12 protein-coding genes are annotated in these 13,984 nt (G+C 72.5%); 6 read left to right on the top strand and 6 right to left on the bottom strand.

Features of this window, described 5'->3' with window-relative positions:
* Positions 1–102: 102 nt before the first annotated feature.
* Complete coding sequence (locus IO36_RS16745) at positions 103–873, bottom strand: ferritin-like fold-containing protein (RefSeq protein ID WP_063764874.1); 771 nt, start codon at positions 871–873, stop codon at positions 103–105.
* 461 nt (positions 874–1,334) lie between these two features.
* Between IO36_RS16745 and IO36_RS16740 the strand changes: the two genes are divergently transcribed.
* Both IO36_RS16740 and IO36_RS16735 read left to right on the top strand, forming a co-directional pair.
* Positions 1,335–3,512, top strand: coding sequence for a DEAD/DEAH box helicase (locus IO36_RS16740; protein WP_425535539.1), 2,178 nt, complete (start codon positions 1,335–1,337; stop codon positions 3,510–3,512).
* 605 nt (positions 3,513–4,117) lie between these two features.
* A complete protein-coding gene (locus IO36_RS16735) occupies positions 4,118–4,990 on the top strand; it encodes an alpha/beta fold hydrolase (RefSeq protein WP_078943248.1) in 873 nt (290 codons plus the stop codon).
* Between the two features lie 146 nt (positions 4,991–5,136).
* Here IO36_RS16735 and IO36_RS16730 read toward each other — a convergent pair whose 3' ends face one another.
* Positions 5,137–6,033 (bottom strand): NYN domain-containing protein, encoded by an 897-nt coding sequence (locus IO36_RS16730; protein ID WP_037620768.1) that lies wholly within the window; start codon positions 6,031–6,033, stop codon positions 5,137–5,139.
* Between the two features lie 230 nt (positions 6,034–6,263).
* Here IO36_RS16730 and IO36_RS45975 point away from each other — a divergent pair, with 230 nt between their 5' ends.
* A complete protein-coding gene (locus tag IO36_RS45975; RefSeq protein ID WP_107065725.1) occupies positions 6,264–6,416 on the top strand; it encodes a hypothetical protein in 153 nt (50 codons plus the stop codon).
* 205 nt (positions 6,417–6,621) lie between these two features.
* On the opposite strand, the gene IO36_RS16725 is transcribed toward IO36_RS45975, so the two are convergent.
* From IO36_RS16725 to IO36_RS16715, 3 genes are all read right to left on the bottom strand, one after another.
* Complete coding sequence (locus IO36_RS16725) at positions 6,622–7,227, bottom strand: MarC family protein (protein WP_037620986.1); 606 nt, start codon at positions 7,225–7,227, stop codon at positions 6,622–6,624.
* Between the two features lie 511 nt (positions 7,228–7,738).
* Positions 7,739–8,596: a PHP domain-containing protein gene (locus IO36_RS16720; protein WP_037620767.1), complete on the bottom strand. Its 858-nt coding sequence runs from the start codon at positions 8,594–8,596 to the stop codon at positions 7,739–7,741.
* A gap of 302 nt (positions 8,597–8,898) precedes the next feature.
* Positions 8,899–9,540, bottom strand: a complete 642-nt coding sequence (locus IO36_RS16715; protein ID WP_037620766.1) for a DUF6758 family protein — start codon at positions 9,538–9,540, stop codon at positions 8,899–8,901.
* Between the two features lie 163 nt (positions 9,541–9,703).
* Here IO36_RS16715 and IO36_RS16710 point away from each other — a divergent pair, with 163 nt between their 5' ends.
* Positions 9,704–10,957 carry an MFS transporter gene (locus IO36_RS16710; RefSeq protein WP_037620765.1) on the top strand — a complete coding sequence of 418 codons (1,254 nt, stop codon included), beginning with the start codon at positions 9,704–9,706 and terminating at the stop codon, positions 10,955–10,957.
* Between the two features lie 49 nt (positions 10,958–11,006).
* Here the strand turns inward: IO36_RS16710 and IO36_RS16705 are convergent, their stop codons facing one another.
* Positions 11,007–11,591 carry a suppressor of fused domain protein gene (locus IO36_RS16705; protein WP_037620764.1) on the bottom strand — a complete coding sequence of 195 codons (585 nt, stop codon included), beginning with the start codon at positions 11,589–11,591 and terminating at the stop codon, positions 11,007–11,009.
* 617 nt (positions 11,592–12,208) lie between these two features.
* On the opposite strand from IO36_RS16705, the gene IO36_RS16700 reads away from it, so the two are divergent.
* Both IO36_RS16700 and IO36_RS16695 read left to right on the top strand, forming a co-directional pair.
* Positions 12,209–13,321 (top strand): magnesium and cobalt transport protein CorA, encoded by a 1,113-nt coding sequence (locus IO36_RS16700; protein WP_037620763.1) that lies wholly within the window; start codon positions 12,209–12,211, stop codon positions 13,319–13,321.
* A gap of 24 nt (positions 13,322–13,345) precedes the next feature.
* On the top strand, positions 13,346–13,888 hold the full coding sequence (locus IO36_RS16695; protein WP_037620762.1) for a hypothetical protein: 543 nt from the start codon (positions 13,346–13,348) through the stop codon (positions 13,886–13,888).
* Positions 13,889–13,984 lie beyond the last annotated feature (96 nt).

Raw genomic sequence — 13,984 nt, 5'->3', positions numbered from 1 at the left:
CGAGCGACCGAGCGCCGCACCCCGTGCACGACGCCCGTGACCCGTGCACCGCGCCCGCGAACCGTGTGCACCACGTCCGCGGGCGGCGGTCGGCCGGAGTTGTCAGGCCGCGAGGCCCAGCGCGGCCATCCGCTTGGTGTGCGCCTCGGTGATCCGGGAGAACATCCGGCCCACCTCGGCGAGGTCGAAGCCGTCCGCCACACCGCCGACGAGCATCGTCGACAGGGCGTCACGGTCGGCGACCACCCGCTGCGACTGGGAGAGGGCCTCGCCCATCAGCCGGCGCGCCCACAGCGCGAGCCGGCCGCCCACGCGCGGGTCGGCGTCGATCGCGGCACGCACCTTCTCGATGGCGAAACCGGCGTGGCCGGTGTCGTCCAGGACGCCGAGGACGAGCCCGCGGGTGTCCGAGTCGAGCCGGGCCGCGACCTCGCGGTAGAAGTCACTGGCGATCGAGTCGCCGACGTACGCCTTGACGAGCCCCTCCAGCCAGTCCGAGGGAGCCGTCTGGCGGTGGAAGCCGTCGAGCGCGGCGACGAAGGGCTCCATCGCCTCCGTCGGCTCCGCGCCGATCGCGGCGAGCCGGTCCCGCAGCTGCTCGAAGTGGTGGAACTCGGCGGACGCCATCTTCGCCAGCTCCGCCTTGTCGCTGAGCGTGGGCGCCAGCTTGGCGTCCTCCGCGAGCCGCTCGAACGCCGCGAGCTCGCCGTACGCGAGCGCTCCGAGCAGGTCCACGACCGCGGCGCGGTACTGGGGCTCGGCCGAGGCCGTCTCCCAGTTCTGCGCGGCGACCCCGGTGGCCGCGGGGGCGGTGTCGGCGGTGGCCCCGGCGGGCTTCTCAGCGGCGTTGTCAGGCGTCGTCATGAAGCGCACAATAGCCCGCTCGCAGCACCGCGTAAGTCCCTGGTCAACCAGTGTGACGACGACTACGTGACCAAATCGGCCATCACATGTGCGCGATTCCGGGGTATGGTGGTAATGCGCCCGCCGAGTATTCGACGGGCCGCGTGAATGAGGATGCCCGGTCGGTGGCCCGATCGGCTCCGACCCGACAGCCCTCCTCGTCGGTACGGCACATTGCGTACGGCAACCGGAGGGACCCTCAGCGGCACGAGAGCTCGAGCGTCGGCAGTGGTCCCATGCCACCCGGCCCGCCCGTCAAGAGCGGCCGACGTCCCCGGCACGGTCCCGACACGACCCCCGCGCTCGCCTCGCACCGCGTACACAGAAGAGGCAGCACCCTGACTACGACTTTCCGAGAGCTCGGAATCCTCCCTGAGACCGCCGAAGCCCTAGAGGCCGTCGGCATCGTCAACCCCTTCCCCATCCAGGAGATGACGCTCCCGGTCGCCCTGTCGGGCACCGACGTCATCGGCCAGGCCAAGACCGGCACCGGCAAGACGCTGGGCTTCGGCCTCCCCCTCCTGGAGCGCGTCACCGTCCCCGCGGACGTCGAGGCGGGCCGGGCCAAGCCCGAGCAGCTCACCGACGCCCCGCAGGCCCTCGTCGTCGTCCCGACGCGCGAGCTGTGCACCCAGGTGACCAACGACCTGCTGACCGCGGGCAAGGTCCGCAACGTGCGCGTTCTGGCCATCTACGGCGGCCGTGCGTACGAGCCCCAGGTGGAGGCCCTGAAGAAGGGCGTCGACGTCATCGTCGGCACCCCCGGGCGACTGCTGGACCTCGCGGGCCAGAAGAAGCTCAACCTCAAGCACATCAAGGCGCTCGTCCTGGACGAGGCCGACGAGATGCTCGACCTGGGCTTCCTGCCCGACGTCGAGAAGATCATGAACATGCTGCCGGCCCGCCGTCAGACCATGCTGTTCTCGGCGACCATGCCGGGCGCGGTCATCGGCCTCGCGCGCCGCTACATGTCGCACCCCACACACATCCGCGCCGCCGCGCCGGACGACTCGGGCGCGACGGTCGCGAACACGAAGCAGTTCGTGTACCGCGCGCACAACATGGACAAGCCGGAGATGGTCGCGCGCATACTGCAGGCCGACGGCCGCGGTCTCGCGATGGTCTTCTGCCGCACCAAGCGGACGGCGGCGGACCTCGCCGACCAGCTCCAGCAGCGCGGTTTCGCCTCCGGCGCGGTCCACGGCGACCTCGGCCAGGGTGCCCGCGAGCAGGCGCTGCGCGCGTTCCGCAACGGCAAGGTGGACGTCCTCGTCTGCACCGACGTCGCGGCCCGCGGCATCGACGTCGAGGGTGTCACCCACGTCGTCAACTACCAGTCCCCCGAGGACGAGAAGACGTACCTGCACCGCATCGGCCGCACCGGCCGCGCGGGCGCCAAGGGCATCGCGATCACCCTCGTCGACTGGGACGACATCCCGCGCTGGCAGCTCATCAACAAGGCGCTGGACCTCGGGTTCCCGGACCCGCCGGAGACCTACTCGACCTCCCCGCACTTCTACGAGGAGCTGAGCATCCCGGCCGGCACCAAGGGTGTTCTGCCGCGTTCCGAGCGCACCCGCGCCGGGCTCGCGGCAGAAGAGGTCGAGGACCTGGGCGAGACCGGCGGCCGTGGTGGTCCGCGGGGCCGCGGTGGCCGTTCGGCCGCGCCGGCGTCCACCGAGCGTGAGCGCGCCCCGCGCACTCCGCGCCAGCGTCGCCGTACGCGCAACGGTGCGCCCGCCGACGGGACCGCCACGGCCGCTCCGGCGGCCACGGAGGCGCCCGCGGCCACCGAGGCCGGCGAGCCCCGCACGCCGCGCCGTCGTCGGCGTACGCGTGGTGGAGCCGGCGAGCCCGTGGCAGCCGTCGCCGCCCCCGTGACCGAGGCCGCGGAAACCGCCGTGGCGACCGCCGAGGGCGTCACCGAGGAGCCGGCGGCGCCGCGCCGCCGCCGTACCCGCAGGCCCGCCGCGACGGCGGTCGAGCCGGCTGAGGCGGTGCTGACCGCCGCCGAGGCCGTGGTCGAGAGCGCCGCCGCCGAGGCCGTCGTGGAGGCTCCGGCCAAGCCGGCCCGCCGCCGCACCCGCAAGACCGTCGAGGCGGCGCCCGCCGCCGAGACGGTCACCGAGGCCGCCGAGGTCACCGAGGCTCCGGCCAAGCCCGCGCGTCGCCGTACCCGCAAGGCCGCGGAGGCCGTCGTCGACACCGTCGAGGCCGCCGCCCCGCCGCACCCGCAAGGCCGTCGCCGAAGCCGAGATCCCGGCCCAGGCCACCGACGCCACGGAGACGAAGCCCGCTCCGCGCCGCCGGACCCGCAAGGCCGCGGAGGCCGTCGTCGACACCGTCGAGGGCGCGGAGACCGTCGCCGAGGCCAAGCCGCGGCGCACCCGCAAGGCCGCCGCCACGGTCACCGAGGCGCCCCAGGCCGCCGAGGAGACCGAGGCCAAGCCCGTCCGCCGCCGCACCCGCAAGGCCGTCGCCGAAGCCGAGCCCGCAAGGCCGTCGCCGAAGCCGAGATCCCGGCCCAGGCCACCGACGCCACGGAGACGAAGCCCGCTCCGCGCCGCCGGACCCGCAAGGCGGTCGCCACGGAGCCCACGGAGAGCTGATCTCCCCACCGACGGCCCGGTCCCCCGACAAGGGGGCCGGGCCGTCGGCGTTCCCGCCCCGGGGCGGCCCCGGCCTCACCCACGCCCCTCAACCGGCCTGACTCGGCGTCCAGGCCCCCGGTCGGGCCCGACCTACCGGCCCAGCTCCGCGTCCAGGCGCCCACTCGGGCCCGATCCCTGCATCGCCGCCCCCATCGACCCGGACCCTGTATACGAACCGGGTCTGCTCGGACCCGGCGCACGAGCCCCATGTCCGCCCGGCCACGGCATACGGCCCCGCCGACCCGGCCTCCACACCCGCGCCCCGGTCCGTACGGCCTCGCCAAGCGAGCCCCCGTCGGCCCGATCTCCGCACCCGGGCCCCGCTCGGCCCGTCCGCCCCGGCATCCGGGCCACGGTCTCCGCATCCGGGCCCCTGATCCGCCCGGCCGGCATCCGAGCCCACGGTCCGCCCGGCCGGGCCTACGAGCCCCCGCCGACCCGACCCTGGCGTCCGCACCCACGCCCCCGGCCAAAGGCATCCCCCGGCCGGATTCACCCCGCACCGGTCCGGAAGCAACGCACCCGTCGCGCGGGCGTCGGCGGCGCCCGATAGCCTCCTGCGCATGAGCAGGCCCTATACGTTCGTTCCGCCCGCCGGTGTCCGCGGGTACCGGTTGTCCACCGCGCGCGGCGCGTTCGCCGTGCTCGACGCCGTGCCGGAAGGAGGGGCCAGGGGGACCGCCCTGCTGCTGCCGGGGTTCACCGGGAGCAAGGAGGACTTCATCGCGCTGCACGCGCCGTTGGCCGCGGCGGGCTACCGCACGGTGGCCGTCGACGGGCGCGGACAGTTCGAGACCGACGGCCCCAAGGACAACGAAACGGCTTACGCGCAGAGCGAGTTGGCGCAGGACGTGCTCGCGCAGGCCGCCGCGATCGGCACGCCGCTGCACCTCGTGGGGCATTCGCTCGGCGGGCAGATCGCGCGCGCCGCGGTGCTGGCCGATCCGTCGCCGTTCGTGTCACTGACGCTCATGGCCTCGGGCCCCGCGCAGATCTCCGAGGCGCAGCAGCAGCGGGTCAAGCTGCTGCGGGACGCGCTGGCCGTGATGAGCATGGCCGAGGTGTGGGAGGCGATCCAGGCGATGGAGCCGCCCGAGGAGACCGAGACGGGCGGGCTGGACGCGGGGCTCGACGACCTCGCCGACCTGCGCCGCCGCTGGCTCGCCAACAGCCCCGCGCAGCTCGTCGCCACGGGCCGCCAGTTGTGCGACGAGCCCGACCGGGTCGACGAACTGGCCGCGGTCGCCCTCCCGAAGCACGTGCTGTCCGGAGCGCGGGACGACACCTGGCCGGTCTCGCTGCTGGACACGATGGCCGTACGGCTGGACGCGCACCGCACGGTGGTCGAGGGGGCGGAGCACTCCCCGAACGCCGACCAGCCCCTGGAGACGGCCCGGGCCCTGGCCGCGTTCTGGGACGGCGTCACCACCCACTGACCGCGAGCAGCCGGGCAGGGCTCCCGGCCTGTAGGGCGGCCGGCTCCGGGTCCGTAACGCGCCCGTGTGGCGGCCGGTTCCGGGTCCGTAAGGCGCCCGTGTGGCGGCCGGCTCCGGGTCCGTAACGGACCCGACCCCGCGCGCGCCTAGTACTGCGCCTGCAGGTGCTCCCACAAGCCGTCCCGCAGCGCGCGGCGCAGGTCCGACTGGCCGCGCAGGGAGTACTGGAGCAGACCCTCGGCCTCGACCAGCAGATCCTGGTCGACCGAGCCGGGGAGATACGGGTGCCCGGGGAGCAGCTCGGCCAGGGACTCACGGCCCCGGGCGGCCAGCCACTTCGCGGCGATCTGGGCGCCGACGAAGCGCACGTCCTCCCGGGACGGCCGGACCGCCGCCGCCGGGTCGTACGACTGGGCGGTGCGCCGGGCGACATACGGCTTGAAGAAGTCGAGGTCGAGCGTGCGCTGGCTGTCGACCTCCCAGAGCAGCGGTTCGGCCTGGTTGCCGCCCTCGGGCGCCTCGATGCCCCAGAGGTGCACCCGGGCGCCATAGCCCTGGGCGGCCTCGACCGCGGAGACCAGGTCCTCGTCCCCGCCGAGCAGGGCCGCGTCACTGATGGCGCGGTGCCGGGCGAGGGATTCCAGGTCCGAGCGGATGAGTGAATCGACGCCCTTCTGCTGGTTGTTGGCGTTCAGGTTGCCCAACCGGACCTTCACGTCCGGGAGTTCGGCGATGGACTGCTGCTCGGCGGTGTGGATGCGGCGCCGCGCACCGTCGTACCAGTAGACGCGCAGCAGCCGGCTGTCGGCGAAGATCGTGCGGGCCCGGTCGATGAGCGCCTCGATGAGACCCTCGGTGTCCAGGTCGAACGAGCGGCGGTCCTCCGTGCCGGCGACGAGGCGCCCCGCGGCCGCGTACAGATATCCGGCGTCGACGAAGATCGCGTGGGTGGAGGGGGTCTTCGCGACCTCGGCGAGCATGCGCTGGAGCAGCTCGTTCGTACGGTCTATGCGGGCGGCGAGGGCCGCGTGGTCGTCGTTCATCGCGTCCCATTGTCCCGGCGGTCACGCTGCGAACACAACCGGCGCCGTTCAGTCTCCGCCACGCGGGCTACCCGCCGGTAATTAGGTTCTCGAAAAATTTCCTTAGCGTAGGGAATGTTTGTAACACGCATCCCGTTGACTCCCTACGTGAGCGAGGGCACCGTTGCCTCGCTCATCACACACATTGAGTAGTTCTCCTCAGGAGGATGACCAGACGAAGGGAGAAGCCCATGCGCTTCGAAATCCTGCGACTCGACGATGTCGACGGCACGCCCGTGGACAGCACTGTCGTGGACGCCGCCTCCGTCAACCGGATCGTTCAGCAGGCAGCCGCCATCGGGCAGCGCCTGTGGATCCGCCCGGCCGACACCACCGCTTCCTAACACGACGACGGTCCGCAGCACGGAACGAGGACGCACCGAAGGCTCCTCACCGGACGAACCCGTCGCGGACAGCACGACTTGACGCAGCTTCACGCTGATCAGACTTCAGAGCCCCGCACGGCGCGATGCCGTGCGGGGCTCTGTGTGTGTCCGGCACCGTCGCCGGGGCCCGCCGTGCCGGACTCCGTCCGTCCCGGGAAGCCCGTCAGCTCCCGTGGATCACCTGGGTGACGCCGTTGATGATCTGCTGCACCGCGATGGCGGAGAGCATCATGCCGGCGAGCCGGGTCACCAGGACCACTCCCCCGTCCTTGATGACGCGGATGATCAGCAGCGAGTAGCGCATCACGACCCACAGCACCACGTGGATCGCGAGGATCGCGGTCCACACGGAGACCTGGGTGGCGACCGTGTCGGCCTTCTGCACCGCGAGGATCACCGAGACGATCGCGCCGGGCCCGGCGAGCAGCGGCATCCCCAGGGGGACGAGGGCGACGTTGACGTCCTTGGTCTGCTTCGGCTCGTCGGTCTTGCCGGTGAGCAGGTCCAGGGCGATGAGCAGGAGCAGCAGTCCGCCCGCGATCATCAGCGCGGGCACGGAGACGTGCAGGTAGTCGAGGATCTGGTGCCCGAGGAGCCCGAAGACGGTGATGACGCCGCCGGCGACGCAGACCGCCTGGACGGCCATCCGCCGCTGCACCCGGGCGGGGCGGCCCGCGGTGAGCGCCAGGAAGATCGGGGTGATCCCGGGGGGATCCATGATGACGAAGAGCGTGAGGAACAGGGAGCCGAAGACGGCGACGTCGAACATGCTGGTGAAGAGCCTTGCGAGGTGGTGGGACAGGATGGGCGGGTCGTCCGGCCGCCGTTTCGGGCGGCCGTCCCGCAGGGGGAACGGGGGGCACGGCCGGCGGGGCCGGGTGCCCGGGAACAGGGCCGGTGGACGTGGTTCCGGCGGGACGTCGGCGCAGGACGGGCGCCGCGGACGGCACGGGTCCGTCGTAGGCAGGCCCACCCGACTCAGGCCAGTCGTACGGCGGGTCCGTCGTACGGCAGGAGGCACGCACCGCGGGGACACGGCCCGGGGCTCGCGGACCCCGCCCCGGCGCCGACAGGCGGCCCGCCCGGCACCAAACACCTCCCCCACCCCGGGAATCGGGGCGGGCGGGAGGAGTCGAGTCGAGGGGGCCCACGGCACCGGATCGGTTCGTACGGGCCTCATGCACCGGCCTCGACCGCACCGGGCGGTCGGGGCGACGGCGGGCACGCGCCCTCCGTCACCGGACCGGCCGGAGCCGTCGGTGTGGTGGACGTCCGGGGATTCAGGCTCCGCCCGCGCCCGGTACCGGGAACGCCCCGGTGGCGCGGCGGGTGATCTCCCCGTAGACCTCGGGGTCGGTCGTGAACTCCCCGAGCACACAGGTCTTGCGGCTGCCGTGGTAGTCGGACGAACCCGTGGCCAGCAGGCCCAGTTCGGCGGCCAGACCGCGCAGCCGCGCCCGGGTGGCCGGTTCGTGGTCCATGTGGTCGACCTCGATGCCGTCGAGGCCGGCCGAGGCCAGCTCCGCGATCACCGACTCCGGCACGGTGCGACCCCGCTTGGCGGCGGCCGGGTGGGCGAAGACGGTGACGCCTCCGGCCCCCTTGACCAGCCGGATGGCCTCGAACGGGTCGGTCTCGTGCTTGGGGACGTAGGCGCGGCCCCCGTCGGCGAGCCACTGCTCGGTGAAGGCGTCGGAGACACTGCCGACCACGCCCAGTTCGACCAGCGCGGAGGCGACGTGCGGGCGTCCGACCGAGCCGTCGCCCGCGATGCGCGCCACCTGCTCCCAGGTGATCGGCACACCGAGGTCCTGGAGCCTGGCGATCATGCCCTGGGCCCGCGGCACCCGGTCGTCCCGCACCAGTTCGCGCTCGGCGAGCAGGGCGGGGTCCTCGGGGTCGAAGAGGTAGGCCAGCATGTGCATGCTGATGCCGTCGATCCGGCAGGAGAGTTCCGCGCCGGTGACGAGGGTGAGCCCCTCGGGCAGTGCGGCGATCGCCTCGGCGTACCCGCGCGTAGTGTCGTGGTCGGTCAGCGCCACGACGTCCAGACCGGCGGCCGCCGCGTTGCGCACCAGCTCCGCCGGGGTGTCCGTACCGTCGGACGCGGTGGAGTGGGCGTGCAGGTCGATGCGCACTACGCGGACTCCAGGCGGTGAGGGAGCGGACGGGACGCTCAAGGATACCGGGAGTCGACACTCCGGATGTCACACCCGCACCAGGGGAGCACCCCCTACACTCCCCCGGCGCGAACGGGCGGAGGCGGCCTGGTGCGCCGCGGGCCGGCATTGCGCAGTCCGCCACGGCCCGGACAGCCGTCCGGGCGCGGATCGGACCCCCCGGATCACTTGCGGCGCGCGGGCGCCATGACCCGGCCCGGATCGGGGACCGGGAACGGAGCACCGGGCCGGGGGCCGGAGCAGACCACCCGCGACGCGCCCTAAGGCTCCAGAATCCGCGGTGACAGCGCCCCGCACGGCAGGAGGTCGACCTCCGCGCCCGCGTCCCGCAGGTCCGTCAGGACCAGTTCGTCGTACATCAGCAGTCCGGTCTGCTCGGGCCAGACGACGGCCCACAGCCACAGCCCCAGCGCCTCGCCCGCGAAGACGGCACGGTCGTCCGGGGAACCGGAGACGTGCCAGAGCGGGGTGGGGCGGCCCGCCGCGAGGACCTTCGCCTGGGGCGGTTTCTCGACGTTCATGGAGGGGCCGGGATCGGGCCCGTCCATACCCGCGTACCGTGCACCGAGGCCGACGCCCAGCTCCTCGGCGACGAGGATCAGCTCACCCATGCCGCCCAGCGGTCCGGGCCCCGAGCAGGCGATGGCGGTGGCCCTGCCCCCGCTGCGGTCGTCCCCCGCGAACGCCGCTCCGGTGAACAGCCAGCCGACCGGCAGCGGCCACGGCATCCACACCGGGACCCGGGCGCGGTGCACGACCACACCGAGGGCCTCGACGCTGGGCGGGATCACGGGCTGCAGTGGATGCACCGTGCCATGCACATCGCACTGCCAGGAGTCGGCAAAGAGGCCGGGAGCCCTGACCCGGCCACCACACTTCGGGCAACTGGGTTCGCCCCTCATAGGGCCCAACGGTCCTCCCCGTCCCTGCCCACGTCAAGGACGATCACCCGTCCGGAGCGAGCCCGGGGACCCGAAAACTAGATGTAGCTTGCATTTATTAGTCCATCTAACTTATTGTGTGTATACAGCAACGATCCAGTCGGCGCACAGCGAAGGAGCGGGCATGATCAACAGCACGGAAGGCCCCGCGGAGGGCGACACGTTCGACGCCGGCGCGGGTGGCGTCCTGCGTCAGCCGAGGGCCGTCTGGGCGACCGCCGGCGCGTCCGTCGTCGCCTTCATGGGCATCGGACTCGTCGACCCGATCCTGCCGTCCATCGCCCGGGGCCTCGACGCCACCCCCGGCCAGGTGTCCCTGCTCTTCACCTCGTACTTCCTGATCACGGCCGTCGCGATGCTGCTGACCGGGTTCGTCTCCAGCCGGATCGGGGGCCGCAGGACCCTGCTGCTCGGCCTCGCCCTCGTCGTGGTCTTCGCGGGCCTCGCCGGCACCTCGGGGTCGGTCGCCGAACTCGTCGGCTTCCGGGCCGGCTGGGGACTCGGCAACGCCCTGTTCGTCTCCACCGCCCTCGCCGTCATCGTCGGCGCGGCGGCCGGCGGCAGCGCGGCGGCGATCCTGCTGTACGAGTCCGCGCTGGGCCTCGGCATGGCCTGCGGTCCGCTGGTGGGAGCCCTGCTCGGCAACGCCAGCTGGCGCTACCCGTTCTTCGGCACCGCGTTCCTGATGGCGGTCGGCTTCCTGTGCATCACGGTGTTCCTCAAGGAGCAGCCGAAGCCGGCCCGCCGGACCTCGCTGCTCGACCCGCTGCGCGCCCTCGGCCACGGCGGCCTCGCCTCCGCCGCCGCCTCCGCGTTCTTCTACAACTACACGTTCTTCACCGTGCTGGCCTTCACGCCGTTCGTGCTGAACATGACGCCCTACCGGTCCGGCGCGGTGTTCTTCTGCTGGGGTCTGCTGCTGGCGGTCTTCTCGGTGGTCGTGGCACCCCGGCTCCAGGCCCGGTTCGGCTCGCTGAAGGTGCTGGGCGGCTCCCTGGTGCTGCTCGCCGCCGACGTGCTCGTCCTCGGGTACGGCGACCACACCACCGCCGTCGTGTGCACGGTCCTGTCCGGCGCCTTCATCGGCGTGAACAACACCGTCTACACGGAGCTGGCCCTCGGGGTCTCCGACGCCCCGCGCCCCGTGGCGAGCGCGGGCTACAACTTCGTGCGCTGGTTCGCCGCGGCGGCAGCGCCCTACTTCGCCCCGAAGATCGAGGAGTGGACCGACGCCCGGATGCCGTTCGTGGTCGCCACGGTGACCGCGCTGCTCGGCGCGGCGGTGGTCTACGCCCGACGCGACGCGCTCACCGCGAAGGCCGGGGAACTGGAACCGGTCCACGCCGTCGAGGACGGCGTCACGGTCTTCGCCAACTGACCTCCGGGGAACCCGATGTGGCACACCGCCAGACCGGGCTCCGGGACGGTCAGTCCAGCGAGACGGACCTGCGCAGCGGATCGCGCAGGTCCGTTCCACCGTTCAGCCAGCGTTCCTGGAGGGCTCCGGCGCCGTGGACCCGCTTCCACGCGGCCTCGTTGGGCGTCATGGGCAGCAGCGGCAGGAACCGCACCGGATCGGCGGGGGCGTCCAGCTCCAGGTCCTCCACCAGACCGCCGGACTCGGCGACCAGGACGGAGGTGAACGGCGCGCCGGGCCACAGGGGTTCGCCCACGTCGAGCGAGGCTCCGGGGGCCACGACCAGACCCTCGACCTGGGGCGAGGCGGCGAGCACGGCCAGCGGGCGGAGCACCTTGTCGGTGTCGGCCCCGGCCGGCCGCACGGAGAGGACCAGCTCGGCGCGCGGGCCCTTCACCGGATCGGCGAGGACGGCGGTGGGGTCGGCCATCGGCTGGAGGGACATGCCGAGCGTGGCGTACCGCACGATGTCGCCCTCGGTGAAACGGAGCACCTCGATACGGTCGGTGCCCAGGAAGGTGACCGCGGCCCGGGCGTCGGGTTCGCCCAGCGCGGAGCGCAAACGGGCCTCGACCAGAGGAAGAACATCAGCCATGGAGCGAGCATAGGCCGCGTCAATTACGCCAGGACGCACCGGACCCCGGTCAACAACGCGCAAAGCGGGGGGTTGACGTATCGGTGCGCTGATACTCTTGGCCGCTGGTCGGAGCAGTGCATGACCGAGGGCCCCCAGGCCCTCTTGGCACTGCGGGAGTTGCTCCCCTGCTCCGGCGCACTGAGACTGATCCGACTCCCCTTCGGAGGGAGCCGGACTCCCCCACGGGGGATGGATCGTCCCTCACGGGGGACCGACCGGAGGAGGTGGGGCTGCAATGGACCGAAGTCGATCGTGCAGTACCACCCGCTCTTCCGGTCGCTGAGTCCACAGCTGGTTCCTCGGGATTTCCCGGCCCTGCCGGCTGTCGCCTCCCGCAATCGTGTGCACACGTGTCAGCGTTGCCCGGTGCACCACGGAAGAGCGCTTCGTTTCCGCCTGATCTGTCCGATCTGAACCCCTGATCTGTCTGATCTGAATCAGTAGCGAAGCTGCCACCGCGACGGTGCGGTGCTCCCCGCTTTGTGGACGTGCCAAACATCCGCAGTCAGGACGTCCCCATTCCGGGTAGTTCCAACCGTCGCCCGGCCGCCTCCGCCCGCGAGAAGGAGCCTGCCATGTCGATGATCCGTGACCTGCGCGCCGCGGTCCGCCCCCGTCCCTCCCTGCGCAAGGAGAGTGGCTCGTACGACACCACCCGCGACCCCGGCACCCCCTCGGCCGTGGTCGACTGCGCCGTCTACCGCGACGGCGCCCGCGTCGCCACCCGCACACCGCTCACGCCGCAGGAGGCGATGCGCCAGGTGCGGCGTGACGGCGGCTTCGTGTGGATCGGTCTGCACGAGCCCACCGAGGACGAATTCGCCGGTATCGCGCGCGAGTTCGGGCTGCACCCGCTGGCCGTGGAGGACGCCGTCCAGGCCCACCAGCGGCCCAAGCTGGAGCGCTACGACGACTCCCTGTTCACCGTCTTCAAGACCATCCACTACATCGAGCACGACCGGCTGACGGCGACCAGCGAGATCGTCGAGACCGGCGAGGTCATGTGCTTCACCGGCGGGGACTTCTTCATCACCGTCCGGCACGGCGGGCAGGGTTCGCTGCGCGCGCTGCGGCACCGCCTCCAGGACGACCCCGAGCTGCTCGCCAAGGGCCCCTCCGCGGTGCTGCACGCCATCGCCGACCATGTCGTCGACGGCTACATCGCGGTCGTGGACGCGGTGCAGGACGACATCGACGAGGTCGAGACCGAGGTGTTCTCGCCGGGCCGCGGCGGCACCCCGCGCGGCACCGACGCCGGACAGATCTACCAGCTCAAGCGCGAGGTCCTGGAGTTCAAGCGGGCGGTGTCGCCACTGCTGCGCCCCATGCAGCTGCTGAGCGAGCGCCCGATGCGGCTGATCGACCCCGACATCCAGAAGTACTTCCGCGACGTCGCCGACCACCTCGCGCGCGTGCAGGAGCAGGTCCTCGGCTTCGACGAACTGCTCAACTCGATCCTCCAGGCCAACCTCGCGCAGGCCTCCGTGGCGCAGAACGAGGACATGCGCAAGATCACCTCTTGGGCCGCGATCGTCGCCGTCCCGACGATGGTCTGCGGTGTGTACGGCATGAACTTCAAGTACATGCCGGAACTGCACGCGCGCTACGGCTACCCGGTGGTCATGGGCATCACGGTCGGCCTGTGTCTGTCCATCCACCGCATCCTGAAGCGCAACGGCTGGCTGTAGGGCGGGCTGGATAGTGTGGGGCCCATGACGCAAGAGCTGCTCGACCAGGCCCTCGTCGAGGAGGCCACCAAGAAGTCCGGGCTGATCTGGGTGCGGGGCGCCGGGGCGCCCGCGCCCGCCGGCCCGGACGGGGCCGTGCCCACCCGTGCCCTGTGGCACGTGTGGCACGACGGCGCGGCGTGCCTGGTCGGCGACGGGCCCGGCGAGCAGCCGCTGCCGGCGCTGGCCGACGGGGGCAGCGCCGTGGTCACCGTACGCAGCAAGGACAAGGGCGGACGGCTCGTCACCTGGTCCGCCACGGTCGTGGAACTCACGGCGGGCACCCCGGAGTGGGACGCGGCCGTCGGGGAGCTGAAGGGCAAGCGGCTGAACGCCCCGGACGGCGAGGCCATGCCGGAGCGCTGGGCGCGCGAGTGCCGGGTGGTGCGCCTGGAGCCGACGGGCGAGACCGCCGCCCTGCCCGAGGGCTCGCTCGCCGAACCGCCGCTGCCGAGCCCCGCGACGACCCGCCGCCCGGTCCCGGCGGCACTGCCCCGCCTGCTGCTGAAGCGCCGCGGACGGCGTTAGGGCCTGTCTGACAATTCGCGTCGTCGCCCGGAGGGCGGCCCGGCGGCGTCATGGGGGTGCCCCCTGCTCGAGCGAAGCCGAGAGCTCGGGGGAGCG

The organism is Streptomyces aureus (assembly GCF_000725495.1).
GTDB lineage: Bacteria > Actinomycetota > Actinomycetes > Streptomycetales > Streptomycetaceae > Streptomyces > Streptomyces aureus_B.
The sequence above is the reverse complement of the archived record's forward strand: the minus strand, read 5'-3'. Positions and strand labels throughout refer to the sequence as shown.

What these genes read in the sequence shown, in the direction of transcription:
- IO36_RS16740 (WP_425535539.1), top strand. Translation starts at nt 1,335, where the DNA reads ATGACGCTCCCGGTCGCCCTGTCGGGCACCGACGTCATCGGCCAGGCC.
- IO36_RS16735 (WP_078943248.1), top strand. Translation starts at nt 4,118, where the DNA reads ATGAGCAGGCCCTATACGTTCGTTCCGCCCGCCGGTGTCCGCGGGTAC.
- IO36_RS16730 (WP_037620768.1), bottom strand. Translation starts at nt 6,033, where the DNA reads ATGAACGACGACCACGCGGCCCTCGCCGCCCGCATAGACCGTACGAAC.
- IO36_RS45975 (WP_107065725.1), top strand. Translation starts at nt 6,264, where the DNA reads ATGCGCTTCGAAATCCTGCGACTCGACGATGTCGACGGCACGCCCGTG.
- IO36_RS16725 (WP_037620986.1), bottom strand. Translation starts at nt 7,227, where the DNA reads ATGTTCGACGTCGCCGTCTTCGGCTCCCTGTTCCTCACGCTCTTCGTC.
- IO36_RS16715 (WP_037620766.1), bottom strand. Translation starts at nt 9,540, where the DNA reads ATGAGGGGCGAACCCAGTTGCCCGAAGTGTGGTGGCCGGGTCAGGGCT.
- IO36_RS16710 (WP_037620765.1), top strand. Translation starts at nt 9,704, where the DNA reads ATGATCAACAGCACGGAAGGCCCCGCGGAGGGCGACACGTTCGACGCC.
- IO36_RS16705 (WP_037620764.1), bottom strand. Translation starts at nt 11,591, where the DNA reads ATGGCTGATGTTCTTCCTCTGGTCGAGGCCCGTTTGCGCTCCGCGCTG.
- IO36_RS16700 (WP_037620763.1), top strand. Translation starts at nt 12,209, where the DNA reads ATGTCGATGATCCGTGACCTGCGCGCCGCGGTCCGCCCCCGTCCCTCC.
- IO36_RS16695 (WP_037620762.1), top strand. Translation starts at nt 13,346, where the DNA reads ATGACGCAAGAGCTGCTCGACCAGGCCCTCGTCGAGGAGGCCACCAAG.